At 62.6% G+C, this 14950-nt stretch carries 15 protein-coding genes; 10 read left to right on the top strand and 5 right to left on the bottom strand.

Annotated features, from left to right (window positions below; all coding sequences use genetic code 11):
- The first annotated feature begins 245 nt into the window (after positions 1 to 245).
- The 4 genes from VF629_RS24915 (at position 246) to VF629_RS24900 (ending at position 3166) form a co-directional block, all read left to right on the top strand.
- Complete coding sequence (locus tag VF629_RS24915; protein WP_331061229.1) at positions 246 to 599, top strand: hypothetical protein; 354 nt, start codon at positions 246 to 248, stop codon at positions 597 to 599.
- Positions 529 to 1773: a transposase gene (locus VF629_RS24910; protein WP_331061228.1), complete on the top strand. Its 1245-nt coding sequence runs from the start codon at positions 529 to 531 to the stop codon at positions 1771 to 1773. Before VF629_RS24915 ends, VF629_RS24910 begins: the two co-directional genes overlap by 71 nt.
- Before the next feature lie 484 nt (positions 1774 to 2257).
- Positions 2258 to 2773, top strand: a complete 516-nt coding sequence (locus VF629_RS24905) for a hypothetical protein (RefSeq protein ID WP_331061227.1) — start codon at positions 2258 to 2260, stop codon at positions 2771 to 2773.
- 114 nt (positions 2774 to 2887) lie between these two features.
- Positions 2888 to 3166, top strand: a complete 279-nt coding sequence (locus tag VF629_RS24900) for a hypothetical protein (RefSeq protein ID WP_331061226.1) — start codon at positions 2888 to 2890, stop codon at positions 3164 to 3166.
- A 111-nt stretch (positions 3167 to 3277) separates the two neighbouring features.
- Here the strand turns inward: VF629_RS24900 and VF629_RS24895 are convergent, their stop codons facing one another.
- The 3 genes from VF629_RS24895 to VF629_RS24885 all read right to left on the bottom strand — a co-directional run bounded on the left by VF629_RS24895 (position 3278) and on the right by VF629_RS24885 (position 5384).
- Positions 3278 to 3706, bottom strand: a complete 429-nt coding sequence (locus tag VF629_RS24895; RefSeq protein ID WP_331061225.1) for a hypothetical protein — start codon at positions 3704 to 3706, stop codon at positions 3278 to 3280.
- A 402-nt stretch (positions 3707 to 4108) separates the two neighbouring features.
- Entirely contained in the window at positions 4109 to 4432 is a 324-nt protein-coding gene (locus tag VF629_RS24890; RefSeq protein ID WP_331061224.1) for a chaperone modulator CbpM, read from the bottom strand.
- Positions 4433 to 4445: 13 nt separating this feature from the next.
- Positions 4446 to 5384 (bottom strand): J domain-containing protein, encoded by a 939-nt coding sequence (locus VF629_RS24885; protein ID WP_331061223.1) that lies wholly within the window; start codon positions 5382 to 5384, stop codon positions 4446 to 4448.
- Positions 5385 to 5775: 391 nt separating this feature from the next.
- Between VF629_RS24885 and VF629_RS24880 the strand changes: the two genes are divergently transcribed.
- Together VF629_RS24880 and VF629_RS24875 are read left to right on the top strand one after the other, a co-directional pair.
- Positions 5776 to 6288 (top strand): DUF6799 domain-containing protein, encoded by a 513-nt coding sequence (locus VF629_RS24880; RefSeq protein ID WP_331061222.1) that lies wholly within the window; start codon positions 5776 to 5778, stop codon positions 6286 to 6288.
- Positions 6289 to 6412: 124 nt separating this feature from the next.
- The gene (locus VF629_RS24875) at positions 6413 to 7780 is read left to right on the top strand and encodes a lysophospholipid acyltransferase family protein (RefSeq protein ID WP_331061221.1); all 1368 of its coding nucleotides are present in this window, start codon (positions 6413 to 6415) and stop codon (positions 7778 to 7780) included.
- 7 nt (positions 7781 to 7787) lie between these two features.
- On the opposite strand, the gene chrA is transcribed toward VF629_RS24875, so the two are convergent.
- Positions 7788 to 9083, bottom strand: coding sequence for a chromate efflux transporter (gene chrA / locus VF629_RS24870; RefSeq protein ID WP_414653934.1), 1296 nt, complete (start codon positions 9081 to 9083; stop codon positions 7788 to 7790).
- A 319-nt stretch (positions 9084 to 9402) separates the two neighbouring features.
- On the opposite strand from chrA, the gene VF629_RS24865 reads away from it, so the two are divergent.
- Complete coding sequence (locus tag VF629_RS24865) at positions 9403 to 10332, top strand: hypothetical protein (protein WP_331061220.1); 930 nt, start codon at positions 9403 to 9405, stop codon at positions 10330 to 10332.
- A gap of 81 nt (positions 10333 to 10413) precedes the next feature.
- Here the strand turns inward: VF629_RS24865 and VF629_RS24860 are convergent, their stop codons facing one another.
- Entirely contained in the window at positions 10414 to 11388 is a 975-nt protein-coding gene (locus VF629_RS24860) for an isopenicillin N synthase family dioxygenase (RefSeq protein WP_331061219.1), read from the bottom strand.
- A 172-nt stretch (positions 11389 to 11560) separates the two neighbouring features.
- Between VF629_RS24860 and VF629_RS24855 the strand changes: the two genes are divergently transcribed.
- The 3 genes from VF629_RS24855 (at position 11561) to VF629_RS24845 (ending at position 14667) form a co-directional block, all read left to right on the top strand.
- Positions 11561 to 12406, top strand: coding sequence for a hypothetical protein (locus VF629_RS24855; RefSeq protein ID WP_331061218.1), 846 nt, complete (start codon positions 11561 to 11563; stop codon positions 12404 to 12406).
- 205 nt (positions 12407 to 12611) lie between these two features.
- Positions 12612 to 13913 (top strand): AAA family ATPase, encoded by a 1302-nt coding sequence (locus VF629_RS24850; RefSeq protein WP_331061217.1) that lies wholly within the window; start codon positions 12612 to 12614, stop codon positions 13911 to 13913.
- 313 nt (positions 13914 to 14226) lie between these two features.
- Complete coding sequence (locus VF629_RS24845) at positions 14227 to 14667, top strand: hypothetical protein (RefSeq protein ID WP_331061216.1); 441 nt, start codon at positions 14227 to 14229, stop codon at positions 14665 to 14667.
- Positions 14668 to 14950: the final 283 nt, after the last annotated feature.

The following is a 14950-nucleotide window of genomic DNA, read 5'->3' as shown; positions in this document are numbered from 1 at the left end:
CAAGCGGCGGGTGCCGTGCAGCAGCACCTGGGCCAGCAGCCCCAGCGGCCGCTGAAACGGCGTGGCTTCGGTGGCCTGCAGCACGGCCGGCTCGGGCAGCCGGTTCCAGGCGTAGCACAGGAAGTAGTAAAGCGTGGGAAGTGGTATCACGAGACGGCAAAGGTCGGCGCCCCGTGTAGCTCTGGCAATTGGGCGTTGAGTAGAACTACCGTGGCTGTTGCAGAACCCGGGTTCGTAAAGGGAAGATGCAAGGCAAGAAGCTGTTTCTCGACCAGGAGGTCGTCCGCTTTCGGCTCAGCGAGCGGGTGCGGCCCCACAATCTGTACCGGCGGCTGGCCGAGTTGGTCGACTGGTCGTTTCTTTACGAAGAGACGCGGGCACTCTACAGCCACACCGGGCAGCCCTCGCTCGACCCGGTCGTGTTTTTCCAGCTCGTGCTCGTGGGCCGGCTGGAAAATTTGGTCCGCGACCGCCGCCTGGTCGAGCACTGCGCCCTGCGCGGACATCCTCTTCTTTCTGGGCTACGAGGTGGACGAGGAGCTGCCGTGGCACTCGACCGTGCGCCGCACCCGCCCGCTGTTTCCGGCCGCCGTCTTTGAGCGCCTGTTCGACCACGTCTTTGCCCCGTGCGTGGCCCGCGGCTTGGTGGCCGGCGACACGCAGGCCGTCGACTCGGCTCCGGTCAAGGCCAATGCCTCGCTGGAGGCGGTGCGCGAAAAGCAACAAGGGGGCACGCGCGGCCCGTTTGTGGCCACGGACGGGCCGGACGCTACGGCCCCAGCCGCGTCGCTGGTGAGAGCCCCGGCCCACCAACTGCGGAATCTGGCCGCCCGCCAGGCCCGGCTTGTCGCCCACTCCAGCGTGCCCGGCTCCCGGCACCCCCAGGCGCGGCTCTTCAGCAACAAGACCCACTACAGCCCCACCGACCCCGACGCCCGCATTTCCCTCAAGCCCGGCAAAGCGCGGGCGCTCAACTACCTCTGCCGCCTGGCGGTCGACACGGCGAAGGGCGTCATCCGCCACGTGCAGGCCGATTTCGCCGATAGTCGCGATAGCCTGCACTTGCCCCGGCTGCTCACCGGCCTGCAACGCCGCTTACGAGCCAACGGCTTGCCCCTGCGCGAACTGCTGGCGGACGCTGGCTACGCCAACGGCGCGAACTACGCCCTGCTGGAAGCGCAGCGCATCACGGCCTGGATACCCGTGTTTGGCCAGTACAAGGCCGTGATAGCCGGCTTTACCTACGACGCTTTGACGGATGCGTACACCTGCGCGGCGGGCAAGGTCCTGCCGTTTCGCAAATACGACACCGCGGCCGACGGCCACTGGCTCAAACTCTACTGGGCCGACTGCCAGGACTGCCAGCAGTGCCCTTTCAAGCCGACCTGCGTGCCCGGGGCCAAGCGCAAGCAACTGACCCGCACGCTCTACGACGCCCCGTACCGCCGGGCGTGGCAGCGCCAGCAGAGCCGCCAGGGCCAGCGCATGCGACGGGTCCGGCAAAGCACCGTGGAGCCCGTGTTCGGTAACCTGATTCACCACTACGGCCTGCGGCGGATGAACGTGCGCGGCCTGGCCGGGGCCCACAAAACGATGCTGCTCACGGCCGTGGCCTACATCAAAAAGCTCCTGAAGCACCGGCCTACTCGGCAACTGAGCCTGGCCGTGGCCCTGCCCCGGCCGCTGCTGGCGGCCAATAGGCGCGCTAGCCGGCCAAATCGACGCTCCGAGGCACTAGCCCCGGCACGCGCCTGGCCACTAAACAGAAAATGAACCGCCTAAGCCGACTTCTGCAACAGCCACTACCGTTCAAGTGAACGAATCGAGCGGAAGGAAGTAGCTTTGGTCATGGGTCATGAGTACGAATCATCCTTTACGCCACCACTGGATTCCTTCTCACTCGAGCGCCTGCTCGCGGACTTACAACAGCCCCCCACCTGGCCGTTGCTTCGCACCGAGCAGGATGGGCAAACCCACGTCTTGCATTACGCCTATGCGGCTGGGGTGCCGCCTGCGTGGGAAGAAGACTTTTTGCTTTACTTGTCTCCCCAGAAGCTGTACGTGCTCTTGCACACTGCCCCGGGAGAACAGGCGCCAGCAGTCCTAGCGTGGTTACAACGCTGCCTGCCTGCTAACGGGCTAGCGACGGCGGCGTTTGAGGAACTGTGAACGAGGCTCACCAGACATTAAGTTACCCGTTTACCTTCGGACCCTTCGGGTAAACCAGTCGTACTTCCTGCCCAACGCGAACTTAGCCGTGGACATCGCCTCCCTGAAAGCCAACTTTATCTCCTCTGACTGGGCCATCGCAGAACCAGCCCTGGATGAACTCGTCCGCCTGGGGGACACGGAGGTCCTGGCCTTTTTCGTTTCCTTTCTGCCGGGCACGGACGTGCTGCTGCGAAACCGCGCGGGCATTGCCTTGCACGACTTGGCAGACAACCGGGCCCGCGAGCCCCTGCTGCACGCCATTTTCACCCCGGCGAACGTAAACCATCGCGGGACCCTGGTCTGGGCCCTGGAGCCTTTGGATTGTTCGCAGCTGTTGGTCCCGCTCTTTGACCTGCTATTCTACGGCAACGCCGAAGTCAAAATGGGGGCTATGGGCATATTGGACAACCAGGTATTCGAGTTCGACGCCGACGACCTGCAGGCCATCCAAGCCAAGTGGGACGAGGTGCAACAACACCCCGCACTATGCCCCGAGTACGAAAGGTGCCAAGAAGACATTCAACACACCGTCGATGGGTTTTTGGCTTATTTAAAAGAATAGCGCCACTGAAAGCAGGTTTACCTTCGGACCTTTAACGTGAACTGGAGGCAGAGAACAGCGACCGCATGCCTATCTTGGTAACGCGCAATCTTGCTCTCCCCCATCTCTGCCCCCATGTGCTTCTGCAGCCTGTTTCTGAATGAAACCGCTCACATCACGATGGCTCTGTGGGTTCTGGGCATCCCCCTGCTGCTGCTTTACCTCTGGCTGCTTAAAATGTTGCTCACGCGCACGTCCCGCCGGGGCGGCCTGGTCAGCGCGGGCGTTCTCGGCGGCGTGGCCGGGCTGAGCTTCTTGATGGGTATGGGGGCCTTCCTCACCACCGTGCTGGCGCTCTCCGCGCTCTCGGGCCTGGTCGGCTTCTGGTTGCACACGCCTGAGTCGGGCACCTGACTTCCCTCAACGGTGCGTCCCGATGGAGAGGCGCTAGGACCAGGGCAGAGGGCAGCCACTCCCCGTCATCTTTTTAGGACCGTTTGTGCAAACCGAGGAGAGCTAGGCGCATCACTTGCAGAATACGGCAAGCGGGATAATAACCGAGGACCTTCTCCACTTCCCCATGTTCGGCGGCCTATCCACCGCGGGCACATGGAAAAGGACGTCGCGGCGGACCCGTTCCTGCAGCTTGGCCAGCATCGGCGCGGGCACTTGCTTCGCGGCTTGGTACAGCTGGACCGCGGTAATGGCCTCGATGCGCCCGGAACCGTCCACTTGGCATCTGAACGAGATGAAGCCCCGGCCTTTGCGACAAAGCACCGCCTGCTCGGAGGAAGAAAGGGCCTGGTGTGCGGCCCGGGTAACAGACGTCCGCACCAAGGGCCGCATTTCGTCGGGGTCGGAGTACGCCCGATTATCCGTCGCCTGCCCATAGGCACGAGGCCAACCGGCTGCGAGGCCACAAAAAATCACGAATGGGAACGACTTCAGCAGCATGACGATAGCCCGGGCGAGTGCGCCTAGCTGGAAATGGCAGGCTGCTAAACATACGCTCCCTTTCGTGAACGGGAGGAACCAGTTCACCAATAAGTGGTCACCTAGCCCATAGAGTTCGAAATGAGTTTAAGAAACCCGTCTACGAATCAAAGTTTACGAAACGGGCGAAGTAGATGAGTTTCGTAAACGCCAAAGCGCTGCGCGGAGAGTGTCCCGCGCGGAGAGGCTAAAAGCAGTGCAAATCCGCGGTCGGGCGTTTAACTAACGAATATGCTAGGTAAATCTCGACCTGCAATGCTCCTCATTCTACTCATCTTGCTACCGATTGCTCGTTTCGCAGATATTCAATCGGCCCAAGCGGAGTAGAATGCAATTAGCACTTTACACCTTGCACTCGACGCCTCACACCTCCTCCAATGGGCCCGCACCGCGCAGAAAACCCTCCAACTGCCGGGCGCGGAAGGTTTCGCGGTCCAGGGCTTGCTGTAGGCGCACCAGCCGCTGGCGCATGGCCAGGATGATGTCGAGGGCCTCGGGGGCGAGGTCCAGTTCCTGGTGCAGGCGGGCCAGCCGGGACAGGTCGTCGGGTTCGTCCACGATGACGGTGTCGGGGGCGGGCGCCGGGCGCAACAGGCCCGCTTGCAAGAATTCGTGCACGGCCGCCGGCGCCAACCCGTAGCGCGCCGAACATTCCTGAAAGGTGAGGGTGATGATGTGCGTTTCCATGGCAATGAGGAAGTTATGCTTCTGGGCCGTGCCCGGCAGGGCGGAGCGCGGCTAGTTGCTGAAACAGTTCTTTTTCGCGGTCGGTCAGCTGCTGGGGCAGCGTGAGGGTGAGGCGTAAGTAGAGGTCGCCGAATTGGCCGGGCTGCTTGTACACGGGAAAGCCTTTGCCGCGCAGACGCAGCCGGGTGCCGTTCGGGGTTTCGGGCTTAACCTTGATTTTAACGGGCCCGCTGAGCGTGTCCACGGTCTGTTCGCCGCCCAGCAGGGCCTTGTAGATGCTTACGGGAACGTCCTGGGTCAGGTCGTCGCCGGTGCGCACGTAGCGGGCGTCGGGCTGAATGCGGAAGGTGATGAGCAGCGAGCCGTTGGGCCCGCCGTTGCGGCCGGGCCCGCCCTGGTCGCGCAGCCGGATGGTCTGGCCGTCGGCCACGCCGGGCTGAATGGTGAGGCGCAGGTTTTTGCCGTTCACGGTGATGGTGCGCGGGCCGCCGTGATAGGCTTCTTCGAGGGTTAGCTCCAGCTCGGCCTGGTAGTCGGCCCCGGCGCCGGGGCGGCTGCCGCCCGCGCGCCCGCCGCCCATGCTGCCAAACAGCGAGCCGAAGAAGTCCGAAAAGTCCTCGCCCTCCCCAAACGGGCTGCCGCCGCTTCCGCCCTGCGTGTACTGGCTCCAGTCGAACCCGCCGCCGGGCTGGCCGCCGCGGCCAGCGCCGCCGGGTTGCTGCTGGTAGCGTTGCCAGTCGGCCCCAAACTGGTCGTACTTTTTCCGCTTCTCGGGGTCGCTCAGCACCTCGTTGGCTTCGTTGATTTCCTTAAATTTCCGCTCCGCTTCCTTGTCGTTGGGGTTCACGTCGGGGTGGTGCTGGCGGGCCAGCTTGCGGTAGGCTTTCTTGATTTGGTCGGTGGTGGCCGTTTTGTCCACGCCCAACGTTTTGTAGTAGTCTTTGTAATCCATGGGGGTTGGCGAATGAGTGAACCAGCTAGCAGCGCAGCGTCAGCAACGGCGTTGCGCCGAATTTCGCTTCCTCACGCAGGCAGCCGGTCGCTTTTCAATTGGTTATGGTCCGGCTCTGCAACGAAAAGCGTCGGCAGCGCGGCTGGGCGTTGCTGCGCAGGAGCACGGGCCTCATAATATGGAACAGGGCAAGTACGTTTTACCATCAAAACCGGTGGCTTTGTTGAACGGACGGCCTCGGCCGAAAGTTAATTTTTTGTGCATATGTGAATCTGGCCTTGCATTTGCTCTCGTATGCTTACCCCTGGTTTGCGTTTGGATTAAAAATTAGTATCTTTTGCCTGAATTACTGCTTAGACAGCTTTTTATTTATCCTATATAAAATTTTTCCATGAATCCTCGCTTTTTCCTCCGTTGCTTTTTCGTGCTGGCCTTGTTAAGCGGAGCCGTAGCTCAGGCCCAAACTCGTGTTCCTGCGCGCAAGCCGGGCAGCGTTGCGCCGCGCCCGCGTCTTTCCGCCAACGGCGAGGGCGTGAAGGACGGCCTGTCCATGGTGAAAGGCCGCATGATACTGACCGAACTGGGCACTTCGAACCCCTTGACGGCTGATAAAAAGCTGATTAACGGCACGGTCATCAGCACCACGGGCCTGGTAACGGCGACGGACGGCACCACCACTCAAATCAACGAGGGCGACCACGTGTCGCTGTCGGGCCGCGTCACCACCCGCCAGGCCATTGCGGCCGCCGACAGCATCGCCAAAATTCAAGTGTTCGACGCCAAGTACCCCGGCAAACGCAAGAAGATGGAGGAAGAAGCCGAGCGCAAAGCCAAAGCCAAGGCCAAGCTGCTCGAGGAGAGAGCCAAAGCCAAAGAAAAAGCCGCCAAAAAGAAGAAGCGCTAAGCCGATTCTGAGTGGGTTCGCACGCCGCCGCTTCCGTTCCGGGAGCGGCGGCGTTTTTTGTGGCCGTTGGTGCGCAAAAGCTGGGCGCTCCTACCTTAGCATTCTTAACTCCACCCGTCGGCCCATGCTTTTCTACACCGTTGTAAAGCCCTTTGTGCAGGTGGCGCTGCGGGTGTTTTTTCGGCGCATCGAAATTCGGCACCGGGAGCACCTCAACCTGCCCGGCCCGCTGCTCTTCGCCGGCAACCACCCCAACACCCTGATGGACCCGCTGCTGGTGGCCATCAACTGCCGGCAGCCGGTGGCTTTTCTGGCCAAAAGCACGTTTTTCAAGAACCCCATCGTCCGGGCCATCATGGAGTCGGGCAACTCCATTCCCATCTACCGCCGGCAAGATGCTGACCCCAACGCCGGCCCCGCCACGCCCGCGCAACTGCAGGCCCAGAACGAGGCCACCTTTGGGCGCTGCTACGACTACCTGGGCCGGGGCGGCACCATCATGATATTTCCGGAGGGCACCAGCGTGAGCGAGCGCCGGCTGCGGCCCCTCAAAACCGGGGCGGCCCGCATTGCCCTGGGGGCCGAAGCCCGCCACAACTTCCAGTTGGGCTTGCGGGTGGTGCCCATTGCCGCCAACTACTTCGACCCGTCGCGCTTCCGTTCCGACGTGCTCCTCAACGTGGGCCCGCCCATAGTCGTGGCCGACTACGCTGCCCGCTACGCCGACGACCCCGAAGGCGCAGCCGACGACCTGACCGCGGACATTCGCGAGGCCCTGGAGCACCGCCTTGTCATCACGAGGGACGCGGCGGAGGACGTGTTTGTGCAAGAAGTAGAGCGCACGTTTGGCGACCACCTCCTGCCCGACGAAGACCCCGACACGCTCTACGACAACTTCCAGCTGAGCCAAACGCTGCTGCAGGCACTGGCCTGGTTCGAGCAAAATGCCCCCACGCGGCTCGTGGCCATGCAGATGCAGTTCAACACCTACCTGGCGGCCCTGCGCCAGCACCGCCTCACCGACGAGGCCTTGGAGGGCCAGCAGCGCGGCACCGTGGCGGGCCTTGTGAACCTGGGGCTGGGCGCACCGGTGTGGCTCTACGGCGTGCTCAATAACTACCTGCCCTACATCGTGCCCTCGCTGGTGGCCCGCCGGGCCACCAAAGAAGCGGAGTTTGTGGCGCCCATCATGCTGGTGGTGGGCATGCTGACGTTCCCGCTGGCGTATGGCCTGCAGGCGGCGGCCGTGCAGCACTGGCTCACCCACGACTGGCGCCTGACGGCGCTTTACCTGTTGAGCCTGCCCATCACCGGGTTTTATGCCTTGGGCTACTGGAATACCCTCTCGGCGCGGCTCGACCGGCTGCGGGCGCTGCGCCTGTTCCGGAGCATGCCCGCGGTGGGCAAAGACCTGCTGCGCCAGCGCGCCGCGTTGGTGGAGCAGTTGGCCGAGGCGCGTACGGCTTACCTGGCGCGGTCGGTGAGCAAATAGGCCGCGCCTAGCCCAAGCCCAGAACTGCGCCCGCCAGCAGAGCCGCGCCCACGATGGCCACGCTGGGCACCTTTTCCCACAGCAGCAGCAGAAACGTGGTGCCCACCAGCAGCGGGTTCAGCGAAACCGTGTCGATGGGCCCGAGGTGAAAAGGCAGGGCCAGCAGGCGGTCGGGCAGCGGGTGGTAGAGCAGCAGCGTGGCGGCGCACACCAGGCCGGCACTCACGGCATTGATGCCCTCTAGTGAAGCCTGCACCACCCGGTACTGCCGCAGCCGGTCCCAGAAGCGGATGACGAAGAAGATGAGCAGCGTACCCGGCAGAAAGATGCCCGCCGTGCCCACCAGGGCACCCGCTACTTGCATGCCCGGGCCGCCCGCCGGCCGCATGGCCAGCGCCCCGATGTAAGCCGCAATGGAAAAATTGGGCCCCGGCATGGCCTGCACCAACCCCAGGCCCGACAAAAACTCGGGCCCCGTGAGGTAGTGCTTGAACTCGACGAACTCGGCGTAGAGCAGCGGGGCCAGCACCTGCCCGCCGCCAAACACCAGCGAGCCGTTGCGGTAGAAATTCTCGAACAAGCGCACCGGTAGCAGGCGCGTGTAGTGGCCCAGCACGGCGGCCCCCAGCAGGATTCCCAGCCAGAGCACAAAATTGGCCCACTCCACGCGCAGGGGCTTTTTCTCCTGCACAATGGCGTGCTTGCGGTAGCGCGCCGTGGTCACGGCGCCGCCCGCCAGCAGCAGCAGCGGCAGCATCCACGGCAATTGGAAGAAGTAGGCCAGCATGGCCGAAGCCACCAGCAGCGCCACCGAGGTTTTGGTGTGAATGACTTTTTCGGCGATGCGGTAGGCGGAAAAGGCCACGAACCCCACGGCCACGGGCTGCACAAACTGCACCAGCGCCGCCACCCGGCCCGGGTCGAGGTGGCTGAGGCTGAGGCCGGCCAGGGTCATGAGAATCACGGCGGGCGTTACCCAGACCAGTAGGGTGAGGTAGGCTAAGTTGGGCCCGCCCAACCGGAAGCCGATGACGGTGATGGTTTGGGTGGAAGTGGGGCCCGGCAGCAACGCGCACAGGGCCTGCAGTTCAAGCAACTCGGCGGCGCTGATGTAACGCCGTTTTTCCACCAGCAGCCGGAAGAACATGGCCAGGTGGGCCTGGGGCCCGCCAAATGCCGTGCAGGCCAACACGGCCACGTCCTTCAAAAAAATGATGCCCCGCACCCGGCGGGTACGCTTGCCCGAACGCCGCGGCGGCGGCTCGAGTGAAACCGGAGTGGGTGGGGTTGACAGGGGATGCACAGGCGAGAACAGCTACCTACCACCGAAGGTAAGGCAAATCGAGAAGTGCGCGGCACCTTTTCTCGCTCCTTTGGCCCTGGGGTAAGTCCTCCATAACAGACCGTTTCACCCATGCTTTTCTTCGATTTAGCGGCCGCAGATGCCTTGTTTTTGCGTCTGTCAATTCGGCCTTATTGCGTCAATTGAGCGAAAATTTCGCAGGTAAAAATGCGTGTTTTTCGGGCCAATCTCAGGATAAATACATGGTAGCGAACCACGTAAACAATAGAGAGGACACGCCTCATTCCTTTCCACATTTTTCCTTTTTATCCTTTCCACTATGAAACACAGATGGATTTCGCTGCTGACGGGCACGATGTTATGCTCGTCATTGGTTTTGCTGAACGCCTGCGACGACGACGACGACCAAAACACGCCCGGCACCACCTCCGGGTCTACTTCCGGCACTACCAGTGGTAGTACGTCGGGCACAACATCTGGTACGACTACTGGCTCTACCTCCGGTAGCACATCGGGCACCACCTCCGGCACCACAACGTCCGGTTCGACCTCGGGTACTACCACTTCCGGTTCAACATCGGGCTCTACCGCTGGCACCACCACTTCGGGGACCACGGCAGGCACTACTACCTCTGGAACGACGGCGGGCACCACAACCGGCTCGACCTCCGGAACAACGGCCGGCACTACTAGCGGTACCACCACTTCGGGCACCACTAGCGGTACCACTGCCGGCACCACGGCAGGCACCACCACTTCAGGCACGACATCCGGAACGACTACCGGCACTACCGCCGGCACTACTTCTGGTACGACTACGTCTGGCACGACCAGTAGCTCAACGGCTGGTACTACTTCGGGTACGACCAGCGGCACTACGACCGGCACAACGGCTGGCTCAACTTCGGGCACCACAGCCGGTACCACAACTTCCGGAACAACGTCGGGCACTACTACCGGCACGACGGCTGGCACTACCGCCGGCACTACCTCTGGGGGAACCACAACGTCGGGCACGACTGGCGGTACGACTTCCGGTGGTACGACTTCCGGCGGCACTACTTCAGGTGGCACCACCACAACCGGCGGTACGACTTCCGGCGGTACGACTTCCGGCGGTACGACTTCCGGTGGCACCACCACAACCGGCGGTACCACCTCAGGTGGCACTACGTCCGGCGGTACGACTTCTGGCGGTTCTACGTCAGGCGGTACGACTTCTGGCGGCGGTGGCGGCGGCACTACCTGATGGTGGGCAGCCACGAAAGCAAAAATCCCTGGCGCGATGCGCCAGGGATTTTTTGTTATGCTTCAACCAAGCAGGGAATGCTTATTTTTTCTTCAGGCCCAGCTCAATCAGACGCTCGTTGAGGAACTCGCCGGCGGTGATGTCGGCCTCCTTCTTGGGATTTTCGGGCGTCACGCAGTGCTCTAGTGCGGCCAGGCTCATTTCGGAGCGCGGGTGCATGAAGAAGGGGATGCTGTAGCGCGAGGTGTTCATCTTTTCGCGGGCGGGGTTCACCACGCGGTGAATGGTCGACTTCAGCACGCCGTTGGTGAGGCGCTGGAGCATGTCGCCCACGTTCACCACAATCTGGTCGGGCAGGGCCGTGATGGGAATCCACTGGCCGTCGCGGCGCTTCACCTGCAGGCCGTCGGCGCTGGCGCCCATCAGCAAGGTAATCAGGTTGATGTCGCCGTGTTCGGCGGCGCGCACGGCGTCGGCCGGCACCGCGTCCGGGTCTTCGATGGGGAAGTAGTGAATGGGGCGCAGAATGCTGTTGCCGTGCTTCACCTTGTCGTCGAAGTAGTTTTCGGGCAGGTGCAGGTACAGGGCAATGGCGCGCAGCACGTCCTGGCCGGCGCTTTCGAGCGTGCGGTAGGCCATGAAGGTGCTTTGCTTGAAGCTGGGCACTTCGTCGGGCCAGATGTTGTCGGGGTACTCGTTCTTGATGGGGTCTTCCTCTTCCACTTCCTGGCCCACGTGGTAGAATTCCTTCAGGTCGCCGGTGTTGCGGCCCTTGGCGTGCTCCTTGCCCTTGCTGATGTAGCCGCGCTGGCCGGCCAGCTCCGGGTTTTCGTAGCGCTGCTTGGCGTCGTCGGGCAGTTGGAAGAACGACTGCACGTCGGCGTAGAGCTGCTTGGTTTGCTCGTCGTTGAGGCCGTGATTTTTGAGAGCCACAAAGCCAATGTTTTGGTAGGCCTCGCCGAGCTGCTGCACGAAACGGGCCTTGCGCTCAGGGTCGCCCGAGCGGAAGTCGGCGAGGTCGAGCGAGGGAATTTGGTCAAGGAGTTGGTCTTCCATGGAAAAATTAGGTTTACTTTGAGGCCGACTAAGCCCCACGGTGGGCAGGGCTGCAAGTTAAGCAAAACCCCACACCGGGGCTCCGCCGTATGCGACCCCGGTATACGAATTTCGCTACGCTACGATTACAAACAAACTTCCCCTATTAAACTCTTTTTTGAGCCCTTTCTACATGAAACGTCCCATTTGGCTGCTGTGCAGCACCACCCTGACGCTGGCTTTGCTGGCGAGCTGCGAAACGAGCAAGCCCGCCACTGACGTGAGCGCCGGGGCTGGCTCGGCCACCCAAGCAGCGGGCACGGCCAGCAGCGGCGAAAGCATGGAGTCGAACGGCATCCGCCTGACGCCCTTCACCGACTCGCCCAAGTTTCCCGAGGCCCAGCTGCAGATGCGCAACCCCATTGCCGGCGCCACGGTGCCCACCGGCGAGGTGCCGTTTGACTACCTGATTTCGAACTTCCAGCTCACCAAAATGAGTGGCGGCCCGCACATGGCCATGATGGCCAACTCGGCCAAGGGCCAGCACATCCACAACATCGTGGACAACGAGCCTTACACCGCGCACTACGAAACCCGCTTCAGCAAAGCCATTCCCGACGGGCAGCACGTCATCCTGTCCTTCCTGTCGCGCTCCTACCACGAAAGCCTCAAGCACCGCGGCGCCTACGACCTGCGCATCGTGAACGTGGGCAACGGCGCACCCGCCGCCTCCCCCATCATCGACGTGAAGGCCCCCAACCTGTTCTACAGCCGCCCCAAAGACACCTATGCCGGAGCCGATGCCAAGCGCATCATGCTGGACTTCTACTTGGTAAACACCACCCTGGAGCCCGGCGGCAACCGCGTGCGCGCCACCATCAACGGCACCGAGTTCATGCTCGACCGCTGGGTGCCCTACCAAATGGAGGGCCTGCCCGCCGGCGAAAACACCGTGAAGCTGGAACTGATTGACGGCAGCGGCACCCTCATTCCGGGGGCCTACAACTCCGTGACGCGCAAGTTCACGGTGACTCCGTAAGCACAAGCCGTTTTCATTGAACATCGCAGCGCGTCGTGTGGCGCCTGCCAAAGCATCCTGGTTGCTGCACTAATTGCTTTTAGTGTTGTGGCCCAGAAGCTTCGGCAGGCGCCGCACGACGCACTGTTTTATGGCGTATTGGTCCGGGCGCTGGCAGAATTTTTAGCCGGTGCCAGTTTGTTGTTACGGCTCTACCTTGCTGCCCATGTCCGCTAGTTCGCCTGCCCCCGTTCCCGCTGCCGCGCCCTTGCTCACCCGCGAGCACGTACTGCGGGCCCTGCGCCAGGTAGCGCGCGAAGGCCGGACGCTGCCGCCCGGCACGGTGTACGAGCTGGTGTACCGGGGCCGCCGCTATCCACCGCGGGCCGTGGCCGAACTGGCGTACCGACTGGCCACCAACGACCCCACCGCCTCCTGGCCCCGCCCGGCCGGCTCGCCCACCAACGCGCTCTTGGAAAGCCTCGACTTCACCATCACCACGAAGCGGCCGGTGCTAACCTCCGGCTCGGGCCCCGACGGCGACGAAACCGCCCGCCAGCAAGCCGAGGACCTGTACACCGGCCTGCCCAAAGACGCCCCCGAACCCGCCGCAACGCCCACTCAAGCGGCAGAGCCCACTGCTCCCTATGCGGCCCCGGCCTACGCCCGCGCCGACGCGCTGGCCGAACTGTTCATTACGGAATCAGCGCTTGATGCCGCCCTGGCCGGCTTGCAGCGCCGGCGCAACCTGCTGTTGCAGGGGCCGCCGGGCACCGGCAAAACGTTTCTGGCCCGGCGGCTGGCGTGGCTGCTGATGGGCGCCAAGGACGAGCACCGGCTGGAAGTGGTGCAGTTCCATCCCGGCTACGGCTACGAGGACTTCATGCTGGGCTTCCGGCCCGGCGACGAAGGCCGCTTCCAGCTGGTGCAAGGCGTGGTGCCCCTGCTGTGCCAACGCGCGGCAGCGGACCCCGCACGGCCCTATTTCCTGCTGATTGACGAAGTGAACCGGGGCAACGTGCCGCGGATTTTTGGCGAGTTGCTACTGCTGTTGGAAGCCGACAAGCGCGGCCCCGACTACGCGCTGCGCCTGCCCTACGCCCCGCCCGACGCGTCGCGCTTCTTCGTGCCCGACAACCTTTACGTCATCGGCACCCTCAACCTGGCCGACCGCTCGCTCAGCCCGCTCGACTATGCGCTGCGCCGCCGCTTTGCCTTTGCCGAGCTACGGCCGCAGTTTGGGGCCCCGCTACGGCAATTTCTCTGCGAGCGCCACGTGCCAGAGGCGCTCACGGACCAGCTCATTGCGCGCATGGCCAGCCTCAACCACAACATCGCCAACGACCCCGAGCTGGGGCCCGACTTTGAGATTGGTCACAGCTATTTCTGCCAGCCGCCTCCTGCCCCCGATGATGCCGCCGCGTGGCTGCGCCTGGTACTGGAACAGGAAATAGGGCCGCTCTTGGCGGACTACTGGCGCGAGCAGCCCGCCACGGCCGCCGCGCAACTGCGCAAGCTGCTGGCGTAGAGCCCATGCAGCGCTGCTTGGCCTCACTTTATCGGAGTACCGTAAACTATGAATTGTGTTCACGCTGCTCATCACAACGCGGTGATTTCCGGACTGAATTAACTGAACCAGTTTCTTGAACTCTGCTGCACTTCAGCAATGAGTTTTCGAGTTGGCGTGGATATGTGGACACTAGGAATTCCTCCTAAAAAAGAACGTCCTGCAGGGGGCCGCGCAGCAGGACGTTCTTTTTTAGGAGGAATTCCTAGTGTCCACACGCCCTGGCATGCACTAGCAGCAGTTTAGTAATGACGAACGTTATTTTACCAGCACCATGAGAAACACAGTACTCTTGTTATGGGCAGTGCTGCGTGCAGAGGCATGTCAGGCCCAGGCCAACTGCGATTCGCTGTATAAGCTGGCAAACCCGTTCGGAGGCGTCCCGTTGGTTACTCGGTTTGAAAAGCCCCCGGAAATAATTACCGGAAAAGAACACCTGCTCACTTACCACGTCCCCAAAGAGCGCGTTGGCGAAGCCTACTTCCAAGTGCTCATCGACGAGCAGGGTGCCCCTTTGTGCTTGCAATGGCTAAAGGTGACCAATGCACTGGTGCAAGCCGAAGCCGCCCACGTCGTCTCTCTTTTGCGCTTCTCGCCAGGGGTGCAAAATGCGAAGCCTATCAAAGTGCCCATGACTTTGGTAGTGCAGTTTCGGGAAGGTTCGGCCCCCACCCGGAAGGACCTGCGGAGGGCGCGGCGGACCCAGGCCCTGTAGAACGACGGGGCGTCATCTGCCCGTATTCAGCTTCGTTCGGCCAAACGATAATTTTGCTTAGCGCCCTGTTGCTATCGCAACACCAAGAGCCGCGGGCTTCACCGACCTTTGCCTTCTGGACCTTTACTTGCCCGTGATACCGCTTCCCACGCTTTACTACTTCCTGTGCTACGCCTGGAACCGGCTGCCCGAGCCGGCCGTGCTGCAGGCCACCGAAGCCACGCCGTTTCAGCGGCCGCTGGGGCTGCTGGCCCAGGTGCTGCTGCACGGCACCCGCCGCTTG

The sequence above is a fragment of the Hymenobacter sp. genome, assembly GCF_036388155.1.
Classification (GTDB): Bacteria; Bacteroidota; Bacteroidia; order Cytophagales; family Hymenobacteraceae; genus Hymenobacter.
The sequence above is the reverse complement of the archived record's forward strand: the minus strand, read 5'-3'. Positions and strand labels throughout refer to the sequence as shown.